The following is an 18,581-nucleotide window of genomic DNA, read 5'->3' on the forward strand; positions in this document are numbered from 1 at the left end:
TGCATCACGTGCAAAGCCAGAGAACGACAGATTGGGAGTAAAATGGCGACTGATAAAATAGTGGTAAAGGGTGCCTGCGAACACAACCTCAAGTGCATCGATGTTGAGATACCCCGCGACAAACTCGTTGTCATCACCGGCATCTCCGGTTCCGGCAAATCAACCCTCGCTTTCGATACCATCTACGCCGAAGGGCAAAGGCGCTACGTAGAGTCACTCTCCGCCTATGCCCGCCAGTTCCTGGAGCAGATGGAGAAACCGGACGTGGAGTCGATCGAGGGGCTTTCCCCGGCCATCTCCATCGAGCAGAAGACCACCAGCAAGAATCCCCGCTCGACCGTCGGGACGGTGACCGAGATCTACGATTACCTGAGGCTCCTCTTCGCCCGCATCGGCAAGCCCCACTGCTACAACTGCGGGCGCCTCATCACCTCGCAGACGGTGACCCAGATGGTGGACCAGGTCATGGCGCTCCCGGAAGGGGCGAAGATCACCCTCCTCTCCCCCATCGTCCGCGGCAGGAAAGGGGAGTACAAGAAGGAGCTCCTGCAGCTTCGCAAGGACGGCTTCGTCCGGGTCATCGTGGACGGCTCCACCTACGATCTCGCCGAGGAGATCGTCCTCGACAAGAAGAAAAAACACGACATCGACATCGTGGTGGATCGCCTGGTGGTCAAGCCGGGGATCGAGCGGCGGCTGGCGGACTCGCTGGAGACCGCGCTCTCCCACGCCGAGGGGATCGTCAAGGTCGCCCTCTCGCCGGACAAGGAGCGGGAGATCGAGGAGGAGACCCTTCTCTTCTCGGAGTCCTCGGCCTGCATCGAGTGCGGCATCTCCTATCCCGAGATGACCCCGCGCATGTTCTCCTTCAACAACCCCTACGGCGCCTGCCCCGACTGCACCGGCCTCGGCACCAGGATGTACCTGGACGAGGAACTGGTGGTGCCGGATGCGACCCTTTCGCTGCGCGAGGGGGCCATCGCCCCGTGGGAGAAACGCTTCTCCGGATGGTACCAGCAGACCCTGGAGGCGCTCGCCAAGTCCTACGGCTTCGACGTCCACACCCCCTACCAAAAGCTCTCCAAGAAGGCCAGGGAGGTCATCATGAACGGCTCGAACGGGGAACTGGTCGACTTCTGGTGGGAGGACGAGAGCGGGAAGCGCCACTTCTACCGCAAGGCCTTCGAAGGGGTGCTCAACAACCTGGAACGCCGCCACCGTGAGAGCGATTCCGAGATGGTGCGCGAAGAGCTCGAGAAGTACATGAACGTGATGCCGTGCCCCACCTGCAACGGTGCCCGCCTCAAGAAGGAGGCGCTCTTCGTGCTGGTGGGGGAGCGGAACATCCAGCAGGTGACCGCCCTTTCCATCAAGGACTCCCTGCACTTCTTCGAGTCGCTTGAGCTGACCGAGAAGGAGGAGGACATCGCCCGCCGGATCCTGAAGGAGATCAGGGAACGGTTGAACTTCCTGGTCAACGTCGGCCTCGATTACCTGTCGCTCGACCGCTCCTCTGGCACCCTGTCGGGGGGCGAGGGGCAGCGGATCCGGCTCGCGACCCAGATCGGCTCGTCGCTGGTCGGGGTGCTCTACATCCTGGACGAGCCCTCCATCGGCCTCCACCAGCGGGACAACACCCGGCTTTTGAACACCCTCAGGCACATGCGGGACCTGGGCAATACGGTGCTCGTGGTGGAGCACGACGAGGAGACCATCGAGGAGGCCGACTGGGTGATCGACATGGGCCCCGGCGCCGGCGTGCACGGCGGCGAGGTGGTGGCCCAGGGTACCCCGGCCGAGATCATGGCCAACCCCCATTCGCTCACCGGCCTCTACCTCTCCGGCAGGCTCACCATCCCGGTCCCCAAGAAGCGGCGCCAGGGGAGCCGCTTCCTCACCATCGAGGGGGCGAGCGAGAACAACCTGAAGGGGGTCTCGGTGGAGATCCCGCTCGGGGTGATGACCTGCGTCACCGGGGTGTCCGGCTCGGGAAAATCGACCCTGGTGATCGACACCCTCTACCAGCTCCTGAACCAGAAGCTCTACAAGAGCCGGGAAAAGGCGGGTACCGTGCGCGACATCCGGGGCATCGAGGTGCTCGACAAGGTCATCAACATCGACCAGTCCCCCATCGGCCGCACCCCGCGCTCCAACCCGGCCACCTACACCGGGCTCTTCACCGAGATCCGGGACATCTTCGCCCAGCTCCCGGAGTCCAAGATGCGCGGCTACAAGCCGGGACGCTACTCCTTCAACGTGAAGGGGGGGCGCTGCGAGGCCTGCTCGGGGGACGGCATCATCAAGATCGAGATGCACTTTCTCCCCGACGTCTTCGTCCAGTGCGAGGTCTGCAAGGGGGCGCGCTACAACCGCGAGACCCTGGAGGTGAAGTACAAGGGGCGCTCGATCGCCGAGGTTCTCGACATGACGGTCTCCCAAGCGCTCACCTTCCTGGAGCACATCCCCCGCATCAAGGGGAAGCTCAGGACGCTGGAGGAGGTCGGGCTGGGCTACATCAAGCTCGGCCAGTCGGCCACCACGCTCTCCGGCGGGGAGGCCCAGCGGGTCAAGCTCGCCAAGGAGCTCTCCAAGCGGGCGACCGGGCGGACCATCTACATCCTCGACGAGCCGACCACCGGCCTGCACTTCGCCGACATCGCCAAGCTCCTCGAGGTGCTGCACAAGCTGGTCGACGCCGGCAACAGCATCGTGGTCATCGAGCATAACCTCGACGTCATCAAGACTGCCGACTGGATCGTCGATCTCGGCCCGGAGGGGGGCGACCGGGGGGGCGAGATCATCGCCACCGGGACACCGGAGCAGGTGGCCAAGGTCCCCCGCTCCTATACCGGTCAGTACCTCAAGAAGATGCTCGAAAAGGGTGGGAAGAAGGGATAGCCGCCCGGGGCCTTGCCGACGCAGCCCCGTGGGAGCGGGGTGGCGACGGTCAGCCGGCGCCGGGTCGGCCGGGGGTACGCCATGGGTAAGGAACCAAGCGGGTGCGGTTGCGGCGGGGTGCAAAACGGGGAATGCCTGTCCTGCGGCATGGACGCCATGCTGCCGTACTGGTGCGCCTCCTGCCGCCGCCCGGTCCCGGAAAAGCGCTGCCCGCATTGCGGGTTGAAGGCCAAACGCAAAAAGCCGAGCCCGGGGGAGTAGCACTATCTATAGAATAGATTAAGGTTAACAGTAAGGGTCAAATTACACCGGGACTGGATGAAGCGACTGGATCTCCGCCATGACAAAGTTGCTGCTACTTCGACTGCTGGTCGTTATCTGCTTGACGGTCCAGATGGGTTGTGCTTCCCTATTGCCTCGCAGCAAGCAGGTAGCGGAATCCCCTTGGTCGGAGTATGCCGACGCCAAGAAGGCGTTCGATGCCATCATCATCGGCAAGACAACGGTGGACGACCTGAAGGAGCTGGGCTTCGACATCAAGGCCGCCCCTAACATCAAGGTGCTGAACTACCTCGACATAGCGGCCTCCGTCCAGAGTATCCCGCTGCAGGAACTGGATCCCGGCCTGCAGGCGTGCCTGAAGGCGCGCGTCGACTGCCGGGCCTATGTCTTCGAACCGTCGCGTATAAACAGCAAACGGATCGGCAGCTTCTGGCTGGACATCTTCAACTTCAAGAAAAAGACCCACGAGACCGGATGGCGCTTCAAGGCGCTGATCGTCTTCATCGACCACCACGTGTCCTACAAGCTCTCCAGTGGCGAGCCGAAGATCGACACCATGCAGGAGCAGGTGAACCCGCTGGGTCCCTTGCAGTCACCGGCCGGGATCTTCACCAAGATGATCCCCGGGATGTAGCTTTGCGTTGGGATGCAATGGCAGTACGTTGAGGATGGCATGGATTGGAAGGACGGTTACATAACCGGAATAGAGTACGTGCACGGCGTCTACCGGGAGCTGGCCCCCTCCGTGCTCAACATGGCGCTGCTCCTCCAGAGCCTCGAGCCGATTCCCCTCCAGGAGGGATTCACCTACTGCGACCTCGGATGCGGGCAGGGGGAGTCCGTCAACCTCTTCGCCGCCTGCCACCCGGAAGGGCGCTTCCACGCCGTCGATTTCAATGCCGCCCACATCGCGGGAGCCCGCACCCTCGCTTCCCGCACCGGCCTCAAGAACACCACCTTCTGGGAGGCGAGCTTCTCCCAACTGGAAAGCCTCGCCCTCCCCGACTTCGATTTCGTCGTCATGCATGGGATCTACAGCTGGGTCGGGGAGGAGAACCGGCGGTACATCCGCGAGTTCCTCCGCAAGAAGCTCAAAACGGGGGGCGTCGTCTACCTGAGCTACAACTCCCTCCCCGGCTGGAGCCCCCACGCCCCCCTGCGCCAGCTTCTCTCCTCCTATGCCGACAGCCAGTCCGGAACCCTCGAGCAGCGGGTCGAGCGCGCGGTCGCCTTCGCCGAGCGGCTGAAGGAGGCCGGCATCGCCCTCTTCGACAGCGGCACCTCCACCAGGGAGTTCTTCGAATACCTCTGCACGCTCCCCCGCAACTACATCGCCCACGAGTTTTTCAACCGCGAATGGACCCCCTACTACCATGCCGACGTGGTGCGCGAGCTGGCGCCGGCAGGCCTTGCCTTCGCGGGGGCGGCCAATTTCGTCGACCATCAGGACATGCTTCGCTTTTCACAGGTCCAGCAGGAGATCCTGGACGAGGTGACCGACCGGGTGTTGAGGGAGACCCTGAAGGATTTCACCGCCTGTCCCATGCTGCGCCGGGATATCTTCACCAAGGGGCGCCCGCGGCTCACCCCCGAAGAGCAGGTGGAGCGCTTCCGGGCCCAGCGGCTGGCGCTGGTGGTCCCGCAGGGATCTCTGGAAAGAAAGGCGCTATTTCCGGTGGGGGAGGTGCTGTTCGACCGGGAGCTCTACGATCCCATCCTGGCCGCCCTGGATGAACGGCCCCAGACGCTGGATCAGCTGATGCAGCGTGACGAGCTCGCCTCGCTGCGGATCGGGAGGGTGGTGGAGGCGCTGCTGGTGCTCCTGTCAGCGGAGTACCTGATGCCCGCCGTGGAGCCGCTGCTTCTCGCCACCATCGCGGCGAAGAATCTGAACGCGGCACTCCTGGACCGGGAGCTGAACAACCTGGAGAAGCTCGCTCTTGCCTCCCCCGTTGTGCAAAACGGCCTCAAGCTGGAATGGCTGGAACGGCTGCTGATCGCCTGCCAGTCCACCGGCGCGGGGCGCGACCCGGTCCCCTGGATCTGGGACAACATGAAGGCCCACAACCACAAGCTCTCCCGCGACGGCGAGGTCCTCATGTCCGAGGAGGAAAATCTCGCCGAGCTCCACTCCCAGGCCGAGACCTTCCGGAAGGAAAAACTCCCCCTGCTGCGAAAGCTGGGGATCGTCTAGCCCTCACCTCATTCAAGCTCCAGCGGCTCCTCTTCCAGCGCGGCCAGCTGCTCGCGCAGCTGCAGGATATGCTCCCCCCAGTAGCGCACCGTGTTGAACCAGGGGAAGGTGCTCGGGAAGATGGGATCCTCCCAGCGGCTTGCCAGCCAGGCGCTGTAATGCAGCATGCGCAGCGCCCGTAGCGGTTCCACCAGCCGGAGCTCGCGACGGTCGAAGGCGCGGAACTCCCGGTATCCCTTCATCAATGCCTCCAGCTGGGCCATCCTCCGTGGCCGTTCTCCCGAAAGCATCATCCAGAGATCCTGCACCGCAGGCGCCATCCGCGCGTCGTCGAAGTCGACGAAGTGAGGATTGTCGTCCCGCCAGAGGATGTTCCCGGCGTGGCAGTCGCCGTGGGCCCGCAGGTAGCGGATCTCCCCGGCTTCGGCGAAGGTCGCCTCGATGGCGGAGAGGAGTTGGGCGGTGACCGCGAGGTAGCTTTCGCGGTATTCGGCGGGGATGAAGCGTTCCGAGATGAGTGCCACGCTTTGGTGGCCGAAACTGTCGCTGTCCAGCCGGGGGCGCTCCTCGAAGGGGCGGACGGCGCCGACGTTGTGCATGCGGCCGAGCAGGCGCCCGAGGATCAGCAGGTTGTCGAGGTTGTCGAACTCGGGGGCGTGTCCGCCCTGCCGGGGGTAGAGGGCGAACCGGAAGCCGTGGAAATGGAAGACGCTCTCCCCCTCCCCGTTGCGGATGGGGGCCACCACCGGGAGCTCGTGCCCGGCAAGCTCCGCGCAGAGATCGTGCTCCTCGGCAATCTGCCGGTCGCTCCACCGCCCGGGGCGGTAGAACTTGGCGATCAGCGGCGCTTGCTCCTCGATTCCCACCTGGTAGACGCGGTTCTCGTAACTGTTCAGGGCAAGGGTGCGGCAATCGCTTCGCAAGCCCTGGCTTTCGACGGCGTCGATGATGAAGTCGGGGGTGAGGGTGTGAAAGGGGTGCTGGCTGTGGGACATAGTGCTCTCCTGGTTCGGGATGCGGCATCATAGCACCAATGGCTCCGGGAACAAAGGAGAACGCGGCCGGTCAGGGGATGGGCGAAGCTCCCGCGGGGTGGGCGAGGGCCCCGGCGTTTCGTAAGGCCGCGAGGACGTTTTCCGCCTCCTCTTCCGGTGGTTCGTGGGAGGTCCGCACCACGACGGTCGCGTGGCGCTGGTAGAGAGGGAGCCGCTCCCGGTGGAGCGCTTCGATGCCACCCTCAGGCATACCCACGATCCCGCGGGGAGCCTCTCCCTCCACGTGCCGCTGGATGACCTCGGTGGGGGCATCGAGAAAGACCAGGGTGGCGAGGGAGGCGAGGTGTTCCATGGCGGCCTCCGAGTATACGACGCTCCCGCCGGTGGCAATCACGGTCGGGCGGGGTGGATCCAGTTCGAGCACGGCCCGTTCCTCGGCCCGCCTGAACTCCTCCCCTCCCAACTCGTGCACGATCTCCTGCAACGGCTTGCCGTGGGCCGCCTCGATCACCTTGTCGGTGTCGATGAAATCCCACCCAAGCCGGGTGGCGATGATCCTCCCGACGATGCTCTTCCCCGAGCCGGGCATGCCGATCAGGGTGAGGTTGGGGCGGGCGGGGAACACCGGGGCCGGGGGGGCGGGGTGATGTCGATGGTCGCGGTTGGGCATGATTGGATCTCCGGGATAGCCTTTCCCATTAAGAATGCAACGGGAGGAGGGAGGACGCAAGTGGATTGAGTCCTCTCATCCCGTTCACAGGGAGGCGCGGAGCTCCTTCAAGAGTTCGTGTTGACGCTGGTTGATGTACACCGACAAAAGGTGCTCAGAGTGCTGGGTGTGGCAGAAACCCAGCACAAGCTTGTAGGGAGGGGTCTCGCCGGCGATACGGATCACGGAGGAGGGGATTTCGACGTCGAGAGTTTCGTTGGTGAGGGGGGCCAAAAGATGGAGCTGCAACTCGGCAGGGTCTCCCGGCGCCAGGGGGGGGCGGCCAAGGGTCAAGAGGCAGCAACCCTCCAGGGAGATGTCGTGGGCCAGCCCGTGGATCTTGCTCTCCCCGGCCGTGGCGACCATGTTGACCGGCCGCTTGAAACGGACCCGGACGGCACTGCGGCGGTTGACGTAGAGCTCGCAGTAGCTGAAGTTGTGCAGCCGCACGGTGCAGCGCCGGATGTCGATGCTCTCCAGTTGTGCGAGGACGGGGTTTTCGACCAGGGGGGACTGGATGTAGGCCTCGCTGCAGTGGGAGATCGCCGCCAGTTGGAGCTCGCAGGTTTCGAGCTCGACGTGGTTTCCCTTGACCTCCCACAGCGAGGCCGGGTGGGAGATCGGCATCTCCTTGTAGATGTTGGTCAAAACGATGCGGGGATCGCCAGCGCCGTCCATCAGTTCGGTGAACCGGTCGATAAACGCCTGCTGCTCGTCGGCGTTGGGGGGAGCTGGAAGGGTGCGGTCCTGATTGCTGTCCATGGCGGTCGTCCCTTGGCTGCGAAAGGCAGTGAAACGATGACTACCCGATGGGCGAAACGGGCTCCAGGCAACGTGTCGTGGGGATGGCGGCGGTCTTGTAGCGGCGAGAATGCATTAGCAAAGACTAATCCAGAAAGGGCTCTCGTGCAACCGGATCAATACCAGGGATACCCCTGGGCCCGGCGGCGTACGAAGTGTTCGACGAGAAAGAACGGGCGGATGAAGATCACCTTCTTGCGGCGCAGGTCGTAAAGATCGATGGCGAAGTGGTAGAGGCAGCCGGCCAAAAGGTAGATGAGGGGGGGATACCAGAGGGCGAGGAGGGCGAGGAGGATGAAGAAGTCGATGGTGTGGAAGAGGCAAAGCCCCACGTAAGGGATCCGGGTCTGGATAGGCTGCAGATCATTGAAGTAGGCGAACATCCCGGAGACGCTCAGGTTCCTCCTGCGCTGCACGTACAGGAGGTAGTGGTCGACGTCGATCAGCACCGAGCCGGCTGCGAAGAGGGCGAGCTCGTGGCCGGTGAGGAGCGGAGAAAGGGGCGCCGCCGCCACCGCGGTCAGCGCCAGGTGCTGGGTGAGCGTCATCCCCTTCTCCTACAGAAGCGTCGCCTTCAGGAGGGATTCAAGCTCGCGGTTGCCGCCGGACTCGTTTCTGACGATGGCCTTACGCTCCTTGCGGCTCAGGAACGCGGAGATGTGCTCGTTGGCGAGCTCCGAGCTCCCGGCGATCGAGGTGGAGAGGATGCAGAGTATCTGGACCGGGAGGCCGTTGCGGTAGCCGTCCACCAGTTTGCCGATCTCGGCCCGGCGCTGGTCGTGGCTCCAGCTCTGGTAGAGCTCGTCGCCGAGGTTGTTGAGCTTGTCGTCTATACTGCTGAGTTTGTCGAGCATGATCCCTCCGTGTTTCGGTGGTGCGGCGCCGGGGCGCGGCCGGTAGCCGCCGCGGCCGGGGCGTTACTTCTTGTGTTCGTGGCGGAAGATGTGCTCCCGGCAGTAGCCGTACTGGCCGTTACACTGCGGGCAGTAGCGGAAATCCATGTCGGGATGGGTCTGGTCGGTGATCCCGCAGACCGTGCAGCGGTGATGGGACTCGCGCTCGCGGCGGGGAAGGGCACCGGCGGCCCTCTTCATGAACTGCTTGCGGCCGTAGCGGGCGGAGGTGACGATCTCCCTGCCGAAGAAGATCAGGTAGTTGCCGGTGGCCGCCAGCACCGAGACCCGGGCGGCCCAGCCACCGAAAAGGAGGAGGTAGAGGTACCCGGCCCAGGTCAGCATGGCGAGCCACTTGATCCGGACCGGCAGCACGAAGAAGAGGAGGATCTGGTAATCCGGGAAGAGGGTGGCGAAGGCCAGGAACACCGAGCCGGCCAAAAAGGTGTTGCCGACCGGCAGGTGGGGCACCAGGAACGAGGCGCCGACGGTGATCAGGCACCCGAGGAAGAGGAAGGCGTTGTAGCGGAAGGTTCCCCAGTGCGCCTCGAGGGCGGACCCCAGCAGGTAGAAGAAGTACCACGCGAAGAGCGCGAAGAGCAGGCTCTGACGGGGCGGGTCGAACGGGAGGGTGAAGATGCGCCACCACTCTCCCGCCAGCAGCCGGTCGGCCGAGAGGAGGGTGGCGGCGGGATCGAGCTTGCCGGTCATGTACATCACGTAGAAAAGCGATTGACCGGCGATCAGGTAGATCGTGAGGTTCGGTATTGCGAAGCGCCCGAGTTTGCGCTCCAGTGAATCGAGTAGTCTCATCTATTTCCCGTGGCAATCGCTGAAGCGGCCGGCTTTTGCGGAGTGCTGACCGCGGCAGGGGGCGTCTTGGGGGTGGTGGCCTCCACTTTCGCGGGAAGGGGGGCGTCCGCCGGCAGCGACTTGAGGATCGCGGCGCACTCCTCGTCGGAAATCAGCTTGATGGCGTTCAGTTCCTTGATGTCTTCGCGCCTCGCGTTCTGCATCGCGTAGGCGAAGTCCTCGGTATCCCAGGTCCGGGGATCGGGGTAGGCCATCCGCACCAAGGCCTGTGCCGTACTCGGATTCTTGATCAGGTACTCCTTCCACTCGTCTCTTTGCGCCACCGACATGTAGTTGAACCAGATGTGGTGGGCGAGCTCGTGCACCAGCAGGTCGCGCAGCTCGCGGTCGTTGTATTCCCGGTAGAGGTTGCGGTAGATCTGCTTGGTGTCGGGGCGGTAGGCGCCGAGGTGGTATTTCACCTCGCTCGGCATCATGACCTCCTCGAAGGAGGAGCCGCCGAGCCTGAGCGTGAACCGGTCCTTGTCGAAATGCTCGAACAGGGTCATGAGGGTGGTATCGGTGTGGGACAGCTCCTTCGGCTTGTTCCCCAACCCCCAGCTGACGGGAATGTAGGTGGTGTTACAGCCGGCCAGGATGTCGGCGAATAGTAGCAGAAGCAGCGCCTTGATAGCCAGTCGGCTGCCGATGAATCCCTTACATACGGACAGATAGGCCATGTCAGGTTTCCTCCCACCGATCACCGCCCACGGGTTGACGGGGCGGGAAGTGTTCACGATGCTCCCGGCGTCCTGATCAGGACCCTCCAGGAGATCCACCACAGAAAAGACAATGGGGAGATGCCATGTAAAAATAACAGGATATACTTACCGGCTGAAAAAGCATCGGCCAATTTAGCACACTCCCCACCTTTCGTGCAACAAACTGCTAACGTTAGGACGCTTTTACCTGTAAAAAACCTTTCTCATGAGCGGATTGATATTGATTATTTCCGGTCGCTCCCCTAAAATGCGCCGGAACAGCAAAGGGTATCAATGACTTCCATCTTACTGATCACCGACATCGAACGCGTGCAGCGGGTATTCCAGTCCCTGGAAAAGGACGGACTCCTGCAACTGCGAACCTCCGCCACCCTCTCCCTTTCCGCCGAAGAGCTCGGGGATCCCGCTCCGCGGCTCATCTTCGCCCAAAGCAGGATTTCCGGCTTTTCCAGCGATATCGCACTGCGTCACCTCAAGAAGATCCTCCCTCCCAAGGCCAAAGTGGTCATCCTCGCCGTCGATCAGGAGGACGCCGAGCTGGCCCAGAAGCAGGCCAAGCTGTACCTCGACCTGGCGGATGACGATCAGGCGCTGGCCGAGGAGATCAGGGGAATCCTGTCCGGAAAACGTCCCCGGGCGCAACGAAAGGCGGCTGACAAAGGGGAGGGGGCCCCGGCAAAGAAGAAAGCAAAGACGAAGGTCGAGCCTGCCGCTGCCCCTGAAGGAGAAGGGGCTGGCGAAGAAGGGTGCCTGGTGAGCGAAGCGGTCGGCGGGCAGCTGCCGGCGGCTAACGTTGTTCCCTCCTCCCCGCAGCCTCCCGCGGCCGAGGAGCCCGAGGCCGAGCGTCCCGGGGCGCAACCTCCGGTGCCGCAGCCTCCGACGGCGCAACCTCCCGTGGCGGCTGCCGCCCCCGCTGGCGTCCCAAACCCCGCGGCCGCTCCCTACATTCCGACCCGGGAGTGGTTCACCGCCGAGGCCGCCGCCAAGAAGGAGGAGGCGAGCGCAGCCGGGGAGAAAAGCGCCCGCGCCGAGGAGGCCCCGGCTGGCGAGGAGGAGACTTTCGCCGAAATGATGCGCCGCGCTTCGTCCCGCCAGGGGGCGGAAACGGAAGCCGAGCAGGTGGAGAGCCACCCCGAACCGGCGGCAACGCCGGCGCGGCCGGGGCGGGAAGGGATGGGACCCGGCCACCCCATTTATGTAGACGACTTCCTCCAGAGCCTGGACGCGCAGGAGAAGGCCTCCTCGGTCAAGAAACGGGCCGCCTGGAGCATCCCGCTGGCCGTGGCCCTCATCTTCATCCCTCTGGTCCTTTACATCGTGGGGCCGTTCGGATCCCGTTCCGCTTCGGTGAAGAAGCCGGCCGCCGGGGTCGCCCCGGCCGCGCCAGGAGCAAAGCCGGCGCCTTCCGGAGTGAAACCTGCCCAGCCCGCTTCCCCTGCGGCGGCACCCAAGGCGGCCATCGCTCCCCCGGCACCCGGAGGTCCCGCTCCCGCACCCAAGGCTGGTGCCGCTCCTGCACCCAAGGCGGCGACCGCTCCTGCCGGGACGGTCCCCGCCGGAGCCGCCAAGCCTGCCGCCCCGGTGGTGCCGCCTGCCGCGCCGCCCGCGGCCAAGGCCCCGGCCAAGGTCAAGGTCAAGGTCAAGGGGGTCACGGCTCTCCCCCCCTTCCTCGCAGGGGTCACCATCGACCCCGCCTACGGCAAGAGGCATCCGGGATGGCAGCGGCTGGTGGGTACCCGGGCGGAGTACAAGCTGTATAAAGAGGGGAACGTCTACAAGGCACTCCAGGTGCTCGCGCTGAGCGGTCAGACCATCTCGGACCAGATCTACCAGCGGGCACTGCTCGAGTTCGGCGGTATCGACCATTACCAGGTGAAGTCGACTGAGACCAAGGGGGGCTTCCTCGTCGAGCATGGAGTCGCGCCGGGTGGTCTCGGACTCACCATCTATCGAAAAAAGAGTGATCACGCCCTCAAGGGGCTGGTGGTTTTTTACCCCTGAGGCGGGTCCGGTCCTGGCAAGGAGTCATAGTACGTGATGAAACATCGAAATGAAGCACCGGCATCAGAAAAGAGGCGCCTGTTGAAAGGGGTCAAACAGGGGGGCATCCTCCTCCCCGCCCTCTTCTGTCTGCTGGGACCATCGCTGGTATTGGCTGAAAAGGCACCTTACGATATCGACATCAAGGAGCTGGAGCGGGAAAAACCGCCGGCCGCGCCCAAGGCGGAGAAGAAGAAAAGCGTCCGCCATAAGAAGGAAGGAAAGGCGAAGGAGCAGACCGCCGAGCGCGGCGAGCAGTCCGAGCACCGTGAGCCGTCCGAGCATCCCGGCTACTGCCGCTACACCATCCGGCGGGGGGATTACATCTTCAAGATCCTTATGGGGCACGTCGGGATGTCCAACGAGCAGGCCGAGCGGCTGATCCCCGAAATCGTCAGGATCAACCATGTCGCCAACATTCACGACCTGAAGGTGGGGAGCGAGCTGCTGGTACCGTGCGGGAAGCAGGAAGCCGCGCGGCTGGCGGCCAAGACCCCGGCGGGAAAGGAAGAGGCACACCCGAAGGCGCCCGGCACGGAAGAGCGAGCATCGACCGCGACGGCCGAACAGGCGCCTGTCCAGCCTCCGGTCGCCGCCAAGCAGGAAGCCGGCGAGGGGGAGAGGCCGTCAGGGCAGGAAACGGCTCCTCCCCGGCAAGCTCATCCGGCAACCGTTGCCCCGGCCGCTCCCGCTCATCCGTCCGCTCCGGCCCCGTCGCACGCCCCGGTAGCCCCGGCAGCCAAGCAAGCTCCCGCAGCCAAGCAAGCTCCCGCAGCTAAATCAGCTCCGGCAGTTCCAGCTCCCGTGGCTAAAGCTCCCGCGGCTACTGCTCCGGCTCCTGCCGCTCCGGCTCCTGCCGCTCCGGCGGCGCAGGCACCCCCCGAGCCGCAGGTGGTTACCGGGCCGGTCTGGTACTGTGCGGTCGCCGACCACAATGCCGGGCAGATCGTCGAATCCGTTCTCAATTCCCTTTCCATCACCTGGTCGAAAAACAAGATCGTCGACTCGGGAAGCGCCTATTCTCCCCCCTTCAGCATCATGGTGGACCGCTACTTCGAGTTCAAGGGGGGGCGTTACATCGTGAACCTGGGGGCGCCGGACGCCTACACCGAGACGCTCATGAGGCTTCTGGAGACGGCGGGGTACCATGTGCTGCGGGTCGATGCCAGGAGTGACTTCCGGGGAATCGTGAAGGATCTGCTGCAGATGCTCGGCATCACGCCGGACTTCGGCGCGCACCCGCTGGAGGGAGGGGGGGCGCCGGTCGGCTTCCTCGTCCAGCCCGAGGATGCGGCGGGGCGGAAGGTCCTGATCGCCGACCGGGTAGCGGCTGCCAAGCAGCAGTGGGTCCTCCCGTCGGGATGCAGCCAGCGTTGATGGTGATGGCGGAATCCGGCTAGGGCATGACGCCGGTGTTTTGGAGTTGGGGTAATTCAGCCTCAGGCGAGGAGGACGAGGATTCGTTGCTCTTCAGACCGCTGGAGAGTTCCGGCGGCGCAGCGGCTGCCGGAGGGGGAAGGGCGTGCTGGAGGGATGATTCGTTCATCGCCGGCGGCTCCTGGAGCACCTCTTTCGGCACCGGCACGTACGGTTTTCCCTTGGCGACGAACTCGCGTTTCTTCCCTTGGGCCGCCGCCTCCACCCAGCCGTCCACCTTCTCCTTGACCAGCGCCTCGACGTTTTCCTTGAGCGGAGCGTAGGCCGCCTCCTGCTCCACCGGCTTCACCTTCTGCAACTGGGCGAAAACCTTCCTGGCGTAGACGTCCCGCTTCTGGGGAGTCTGGCTGTTGTAGCAGCCGATGGCCTTCCAGTTGTAGCCGTACTTGCTGATGCACATGGCGAGGATCCAGGCCCCGGTCTTGGTGTTGTAGCAGGCGTCGCCGAGGTTGTTCCAGCGCTTCTTGCCGAGCACCGAGGCCCAGCTGGAGTTGATCTGCATCAGTCCGAAGTCGAAGGTGCCGTTGGCGTTGCGATTGACCGCGGTGGGATTGAAGTTGGACTCCACCTTGGCGATGGCGCGCAGGATCTGGGGATTGATACCGTACTCGGCGCCCGCTTCGTCGAAGCAGAAGCAGTAGCCCTGGGTGGTGATCCCTACGGTGAGCAGCGTGGCGAGTATGGCGGTTCGAATGGCCGGCATCATGTTTCCTCTCTCGAAGCCTCCGCGGCGGGTGCCGGGCTGAGGCGGACAGAATTCCGTCTATCATACCCATTTCGGGTGCCGCTGTCACCCCCGCAAAATCGCATAGTTTGAAAAGGGCAGGAGAATCGCATGAGAATGAACCTCGACCGGCAGGAAATCAGGGTGCTCGGCAGCCTCATCGAGAAGGAGCTCTCGACGCCGGAGAACTATCCGTTGAGCCTGAACGCGCTGGTGGCGGCCTGCAACCAGAAGTCCAACCGTGAGCCGGCCATGGCGCTCTCCGAGGCGGAGGTGCTGGCCGCGCTGGAACGGCTCGGGGCGCGGGGGCTCGCGCGGCTGACCACGGTGGGGGGAAGGGTACCCCGCTACTGCCACTCGGTGACCGACAAGCTGAGCCTCGCCGAAGGCCCCCGCGCGGTGTTGGCGGAACTGATGCTGAGGGGACCCCAGACCCCCGGTGAATTGAGGAGCCGTTGCGACCGCATGGCCGCCTTTACCGACCTCGCCGCGGTGGAGGGCGCCCTCCTGAAGCTGTTGCAGGCCGGCCCCCCACTGGTGGTCAGGCTTCCGCGGCAGCCGGGTCGCAAGGAACCGCGCTACGCACAGCTCTTCGCCGGGATGCCCGAGATTGCCGAGATTGCCGAGGAGAGCGAGGCGGAAGACCAGCGGTGGGAGAGCGAAGAGAGAGCGGCTGATGCTGGGGGGGGCACCCCGGTGCGGGCGGCGAGAAGCGGAGGCGGCGGAGCGGCCGCTGCGCGGTTGGCCACCCTGGAATCCGAGGTGGGCGAGTTGCGGGGGGAGGTAGCCGGCCTGCGGCGGGAGATCGAGGAGTTGATCGCCTCCCTGTCGTAAGCGGAAAAAGAGAGGGGACTGGCTCCGCAAGGTGCCAGCCCCTTTTTGTTGTCCCTGCGGAAACCCATCCTCACCCTGTCCCCTTGAGGGGGAGAGGACCGCGGGTCAGCCGGTATGCCAACGCGTCTAGTTGGTGAACATCATCTTCCGTTCCAGGTCCATCGAGTGCGACAGCCGCTTGGCCTCCTCGATGGTGATCAGGTCCTGCTCGTGGAGCTGGATCAGGTGCTGGTCCAGCGTCTGCATCTGGTACTGGCTCCGGCTGTTCTCCATGTGCCCTTCGATCTCGTCCAGCCTTCCTTCCCTGATGCAGCTCTGGATGGTGGTGGTCCCCCGCATGATCTCCAGGACCGGGAGGATGAATTCCCCGGTCTTGTTCATCACCAGGCGGATCGATACGGTGGCGACCAGGATGTCGGCCAGCCGGTGGCGCACGATCTCCTGCGCCTCGGGCGGGAAGTGCCCGATGATCCGGTTGATGGTCGAAACCGCCCCCTGGGTGTGGAGCGTCGAGAGGACCAGGTGCCCGGTCTCCGCGGCCATCAGGCAGGCCTCGATGGTATTCCGGTCCCGCATCTCGCCGACCATGATCAGGTCCGGGTCCATGCGGAGCGCGGCTTTCAAGGCCGAGCTGAAGCTGTCGGTGTCGATCCCCACCTCGCGCTGGATGATGCAGCTCTTTTGCGAGGTGAAGAGGAACTCGATCGGGTCCTCGATGGTGATGCAGTTGTAGGAGAAGTTCTCGTTGATGTAGCGGAGCATGGAGGCGAGCGTGGTGGACTTGCCGTTGCCGGTGGGGCCGGTGACCAGCACGAGCCCATTGGGCGCCTTGACCACTTCCCCCAGCACCGGCGGGAGGCGGAGCTCGTCGAAGTTCCCGATGTGGGCGGGGATCACCCTCATGATGATCCCGAAGCAGCCGCGCTGGCGGAAGATGCTGACCCTGAAGCGGGCGCCGCTGGGGAGCGAAAAGGAGGTGTCGAACTCCTTCTGGTCCTGCTCCCACTTCCTGTTGTTGTGGGCCATTATCTGGTGGGCGATGAACTCGGTGTCCTCGGCCAAGAGAGCCGGGAGCTTGGAGCGGATGATCTGCCCTTTGCCCCGGAAGAAGGGAGGATTGTCGACCTCGAAGTGGACGTCGGAGACCTTCTTGCTGAAGGCGATTTCCAGGATCTGTACGAAAACCTTGGCATCGATGGCCATGAACTACCCTCCTCTCTTACTGCCGCTCACATCACATTACAAATAACCCGTTCATCCTTCCCCGATCGGGGAGGGTGCCGATGGCGTCTATTTCTGTGCGGCGCACCGCTTGCGGTACAGGGCGTTGTCGATCACCACACCCGCGTGCTGGGCCAGTACTTCCAACAGCTCCAGCTGGGGCTCGCCCCCCGCCCGGTCGCCGAAGTCGGCGTAGATGAGGGCGATGACCCGGCCGAAACTCTTCACCGGCAGGAGCAGGGCCTTCATGCTGGCCGGCAGCCCGATCGAGCCGCGGATGGTCTCGCGCAGCGAGGCGTCGGCGTCCCCGTAGTAGCACTGGCCGTCCAGGGCCTGCTGCAGCAGGGAGTGGGGATCGACCGCCAGTCTCAGCCGGAGCGAGGTGATCTCGCCGGGAGCGGTGACGCCGATACCGCGCTCGGCGACGAGCTCGGAGCGCACCGCCACGAAGGTCACGGCGCGGGAGAAGAACCCTCCCACCGACTTCAACAGGGTGAAGGTCACCTCGGAAGGCTCGCGCAGATCGGCGAAGGAGGAAAAGAGCTCCTTGACCCGCGGCAGGCTTCCCTGGCTCCCCTCCTTGAGCGCCGGGGCGCCTTTGCTGAGCACGGTATCGAGGGCGCGCGAGCATTCGACGGTGTCGGAGATGAAGGTTTCCCTCCGCTCCGCCCGGCTCGCCTTGGGGACCACCGCCTCCGCGCCGGACTGAAGGGCGTGGGCGCTCAGCTCGAGGTCCCAGGGGGCGCACAGCACCAGTACCCGCAGGGCGGCGAATTTCTCCACCTTCTCCTGGACGAGTGCCACGGTTTCCCTGGCGGCCGCCGGTCTCCCGGCCGCCTCGGCCCCGTCCACGATCAGCACGGGGCGGCGCCCCTTCGAGTGGAGCTGGTCGATGATGGCGTCGAGCCCCGCCGCGTCACGGGTGGCGCAGACAAACCCGGCACCGCTGACCGCGGAGACGCACTCGCGGACCACCGGGTCGGCGGAGAAGAGCACCACCGCCGCCTCGGCGGGGAGCGGTTCGGGGCGGCCGGCCAGGCTTTCCAGGTAACGGAAGAGCTGCTGTTGCTCTTCGGCGGCGATACCGGTCAAAACCCCCTGCAGCCGCTTCTTCGGGGTCTCCTCCTCCACCTCGTCCAGGGCGGAGAAGGCCTTGGGGATCTTCCTCTCCAGGCCGTCCAGCTCGTCCAGCCCGAGGTCGGCGGCGGAGAGCCCGGCATCGGCAGGTTCGGCTGCCATGGCAAGTCCCGGGGCGAGCGGGCGGAAGAGGGAGCCGTCGTCCAGGGTGCCGTCGCGCTTGCGCTCGTCGTAGATCCTCAGGGCGTCCATCAGCACGCTCTGGGTGTTGAGATGGATGTCCTTCTTGAGCTGCTCGGGGAAGTAGCGGTATTCGACGCTGGCGACGGTCTTCTCGACGTCGAGCGAGAAGGTCCCCCGGATCCAGGTCAGCACCTCCACGATGGTCATCTCGATCAGCACTTCCAGCCCGTGGTAGGCCTGGTCGGGGTGGATCCTCCCCCCCTCGATCAGCGTCTGGATGATCGGCTTGCGGCCGGAACCGGCCTTTTGCTGCTCGTGGAGGGCGCTCTCCAGCTCTTCCGCGGTGATGACCCCCATGTCCATCAGGATCTGGCCGATGCGGACGCTGTTGTTCACATGGTTGGCGCTGACGATGTAGCCGTCCTGGAAGACCAGCTGGCTCTCCCCCTTGAGGCTCCTCAGGGTCAGGGTGCCGGACTTGGCGGTGGCGTGCAGAAGCTGGATGACGTCCGCGATCGGGAAATGTTGTAAATCGCCGTCAAAAGACATACGGAAACCTTCCGGTTATCGGTGGTGGAGAAAGCGGCAGCTGCGGAATCGGAGCCGGATTCTAGCATGAGGCTTTGTTTAAGTAAACGGAGAAATCTCGGGAATCCCCAAGCCAAAACGGGGCGTTACGGGCGGGAATCCGGAGGGGGAGGAGGGCGGGAGCGGGCGCC

The 18,581-nt window shown here is 64.4% G+C and carries 17 protein-coding genes; 7 read left to right on the top strand and 10 right to left on the bottom strand.

The features are described from left to right. The first annotated feature begins 42 nt into the window (after positions 1-42). The 4 genes from uvrA (at position 43) to ACYVL5_RS05700 (ending at position 5,374) form a co-directional block, all read left to right on the top strand. Positions 43-2,898, top strand: a complete 2,856-nt coding sequence (gene uvrA / locus ACYVL5_RS05685; protein WP_460594584.1) for an excinuclease ABC subunit UvrA — start codon at positions 43-45, stop codon at positions 2,896-2,898. Positions 2,899-2,979: 81 nt separating this feature from the next. Beyond that, positions 2,980-3,159: a hypothetical protein gene (locus ACYVL5_RS05690; protein ID WP_460594585.1), complete on the top strand. Its 180-nt coding sequence runs from the start codon at positions 2,980-2,982 to the stop codon at positions 3,157-3,159. Between the two features lie 79 nt (positions 3,160-3,238). Continuing rightward, complete coding sequence (locus tag ACYVL5_RS05695; protein ID WP_460594586.1) at positions 3,239-3,814, top strand: hypothetical protein; 576 nt, start codon at positions 3,239-3,241, stop codon at positions 3,812-3,814. A gap of 39 nt (positions 3,815-3,853) precedes the next feature. After that, positions 3,854-5,374, top strand: a complete 1,521-nt coding sequence (locus ACYVL5_RS05700) for a class I SAM-dependent methyltransferase (protein WP_460594587.1) — start codon at positions 3,854-3,856, stop codon at positions 5,372-5,374. 8 nt (positions 5,375-5,382) lie between these two features. Here ACYVL5_RS05700 and ACYVL5_RS05705 read toward each other — a convergent pair whose 3' ends face one another. The 7 genes from ACYVL5_RS05705 to ACYVL5_RS05735 all read right to left on the bottom strand — a co-directional run bounded on the left by ACYVL5_RS05705 (position 5,383) and on the right by ACYVL5_RS05735 (position 10,304). Then, entirely contained in the window at positions 5,383-6,369 is a 987-nt protein-coding gene (locus ACYVL5_RS05705) for a stress response kinase A (RefSeq protein WP_460594588.1), read from the bottom strand. Positions 6,370-6,439: 70 nt separating this feature from the next. Next, on the bottom strand, positions 6,440-7,039 hold the full coding sequence (locus ACYVL5_RS05710; protein ID WP_460594589.1) for a shikimate kinase: 600 nt from the start codon (positions 7,037-7,039) through the stop codon (positions 6,440-6,442). A gap of 84 nt (positions 7,040-7,123) precedes the next feature. Then, positions 7,124-7,840 carry a PilZ domain-containing protein gene (locus ACYVL5_RS05715; protein WP_460594590.1) on the bottom strand — a complete coding sequence of 239 codons (717 nt, stop codon included), beginning with the start codon at positions 7,838-7,840 and terminating at the stop codon, positions 7,124-7,126. A gap of 155 nt (positions 7,841-7,995) precedes the next feature. Beyond that, positions 7,996-8,427 carry a hypothetical protein gene (locus ACYVL5_RS05720; RefSeq protein ID WP_460594591.1) on the bottom strand — a complete coding sequence of 144 codons (432 nt, stop codon included), beginning with the start codon at positions 8,425-8,427 and terminating at the stop codon, positions 7,996-7,998. Positions 8,428-8,436: 9 nt separating this feature from the next. Beyond that, positions 8,437-8,733 (bottom strand): hypothetical protein, encoded by a 297-nt coding sequence (locus ACYVL5_RS05725; RefSeq protein ID WP_460594592.1) that lies wholly within the window; start codon positions 8,731-8,733, stop codon positions 8,437-8,439. A gap of 63 nt (positions 8,734-8,796) precedes the next feature. Continuing rightward, the gene (locus ACYVL5_RS05730; RefSeq protein WP_460594593.1) at positions 8,797-9,585 is read right to left on the bottom strand and encodes a hypothetical protein; all 789 of its coding nucleotides are present in this window, start codon (positions 9,583-9,585) and stop codon (positions 8,797-8,799) included. Next, positions 9,582-10,304: a SprT family zinc-dependent metalloprotease gene (locus ACYVL5_RS05735; protein ID WP_460594594.1), complete on the bottom strand. Its 723-nt coding sequence runs from the start codon at positions 10,302-10,304 to the stop codon at positions 9,582-9,584. Before ACYVL5_RS05735 ends, ACYVL5_RS05730 begins: the two co-directional genes overlap by 4 nt. A 315-nt stretch (positions 10,305-10,619) precedes the next feature. On the opposite strand from ACYVL5_RS05735, the gene ACYVL5_RS05740 reads away from it, so the two are divergent. Both ACYVL5_RS05740 and ACYVL5_RS05745 read left to right on the top strand, forming a co-directional pair. Further along, on the top strand, positions 10,620-12,347 hold the full coding sequence (locus tag ACYVL5_RS05740) for a hypothetical protein (RefSeq protein ID WP_460594595.1): 1,728 nt from the start codon (positions 10,620-10,622) through the stop codon (positions 12,345-12,347). A gap of 81 nt (positions 12,348-12,428) precedes the next feature. Next, positions 12,429-13,763, top strand: coding sequence for a LysM peptidoglycan-binding domain-containing protein (locus tag ACYVL5_RS05745; RefSeq protein WP_460594596.1), 1,335 nt, complete (start codon positions 12,429-12,431; stop codon positions 13,761-13,763). A 19-nt stretch (positions 13,764-13,782) separates the two neighbouring features. On the opposite strand, the gene ACYVL5_RS05750 is transcribed toward ACYVL5_RS05745, so the two are convergent. Further along, positions 13,783-14,526, bottom strand: a complete 744-nt coding sequence (locus ACYVL5_RS05750) for a lytic transglycosylase domain-containing protein (protein WP_460594597.1) — start codon at positions 14,524-14,526, stop codon at positions 13,783-13,785. A gap of 132 nt (positions 14,527-14,658) precedes the next feature. On the opposite strand from ACYVL5_RS05750, the gene ACYVL5_RS05755 reads away from it, so the two are divergent. Then, complete coding sequence (locus tag ACYVL5_RS05755) at positions 14,659-15,381, top strand: YceH family protein (protein ID WP_460594598.1); 723 nt, start codon at positions 14,659-14,661, stop codon at positions 15,379-15,381. A 126-nt stretch (positions 15,382-15,507) separates the two neighbouring features. Here the strand turns inward: ACYVL5_RS05755 and ACYVL5_RS05760 are convergent, their stop codons facing one another. Both ACYVL5_RS05760 and ACYVL5_RS05765 read right to left on the bottom strand, forming a co-directional pair. After that, entirely contained in the window at positions 15,508-16,578 is a 1,071-nt protein-coding gene (locus ACYVL5_RS05760; RefSeq protein WP_460594613.1) for a type IV pilus twitching motility protein PilT, read from the bottom strand. Between the two features lie 93 nt (positions 16,579-16,671). Continuing rightward, a complete protein-coding gene (locus tag ACYVL5_RS05765) occupies positions 16,672-18,411 on the bottom strand; it encodes a DUF4388 domain-containing protein (RefSeq protein ID WP_460594599.1) in 1,740 nt (579 codons plus the stop codon). Between the last annotated feature and the right edge of the window lie 170 nt (positions 18,412-18,581).

It is taken from the genome of Geomonas sp. Red276 (assembly GCF_054784495.1).

What these genes read in the sequence shown, in the direction of transcription:
- ACYVL5_RS05725 (WP_460594592.1), bottom strand. Translation starts at nt 8,733, where the DNA reads ATGCTCGACAAACTCAGCAGTATAGACGACAAGCTCAACAACCTCGGC.
- ACYVL5_RS05705 (WP_460594588.1), bottom strand. Translation starts at nt 6,369, where the DNA reads ATGTCCCACAGCCAGCACCCCTTTCACACCCTCACCCCCGACTTCATC.
- uvrA (WP_460594584.1), top strand. Translation starts at nt 43, where the DNA reads ATGGCGACTGATAAAATAGTGGTAAAGGGTGCCTGCGAACACAACCTC.
- ACYVL5_RS05755 (WP_460594598.1), top strand. Translation starts at nt 14,659, where the DNA reads ATGAGAATGAACCTCGACCGGCAGGAAATCAGGGTGCTCGGCAGCCTC.
- ACYVL5_RS05750 (WP_460594597.1), bottom strand. Translation starts at nt 14,526, where the DNA reads ATGCCGGCCATTCGAACCGCCATACTCGCCACGCTGCTCACCGTAGGG.
- ACYVL5_RS05730 (WP_460594593.1), bottom strand. Translation starts at nt 9,585, where the DNA reads ATGAGACTACTCGATTCACTGGAGCGCAAACTCGGGCGCTTCGCAATA.
- ACYVL5_RS05740 (WP_460594595.1), top strand. Translation starts at nt 10,620, where the DNA reads ATGACTTCCATCTTACTGATCACCGACATCGAACGCGTGCAGCGGGTA.
- ACYVL5_RS05700 (WP_460594587.1), top strand. Translation starts at nt 3,854, where the DNA reads ATGGATTGGAAGGACGGTTACATAACCGGAATAGAGTACGTGCACGGC.
- ACYVL5_RS05765 (WP_460594599.1), bottom strand. Translation starts at nt 18,411, where the DNA reads ATGTCTTTTGACGGCGATTTACAACATTTCCCGATCGCGGACGTCATC.
- ACYVL5_RS05715 (WP_460594590.1), bottom strand. Translation starts at nt 7,840, where the DNA reads ATGGACAGCAATCAGGACCGCACCCTTCCAGCTCCCCCCAACGCCGAC.
- ACYVL5_RS05690 (WP_460594585.1), top strand. Translation starts at nt 2,980, where the DNA reads ATGGGTAAGGAACCAAGCGGGTGCGGTTGCGGCGGGGTGCAAAACGGG.
- ACYVL5_RS05720 (WP_460594591.1), bottom strand. Translation starts at nt 8,427, where the DNA reads ATGACGCTCACCCAGCACCTGGCGCTGACCGCGGTGGCGGCGGCGCCC.
- ACYVL5_RS05710 (WP_460594589.1), bottom strand. Translation starts at nt 7,039, where the DNA reads ATGCCCAACCGCGACCATCGACATCACCCCGCCCCCCCGGCCCCGGTG.
- ACYVL5_RS05695 (WP_460594586.1), top strand. Translation starts at nt 3,239, where the DNA reads ATGACAAAGTTGCTGCTACTTCGACTGCTGGTCGTTATCTGCTTGACG.
- ACYVL5_RS05735 (WP_460594594.1), bottom strand. Translation starts at nt 10,304, where the DNA reads ATGGCCTATCTGTCCGTATGTAAGGGATTCATCGGCAGCCGACTGGCT.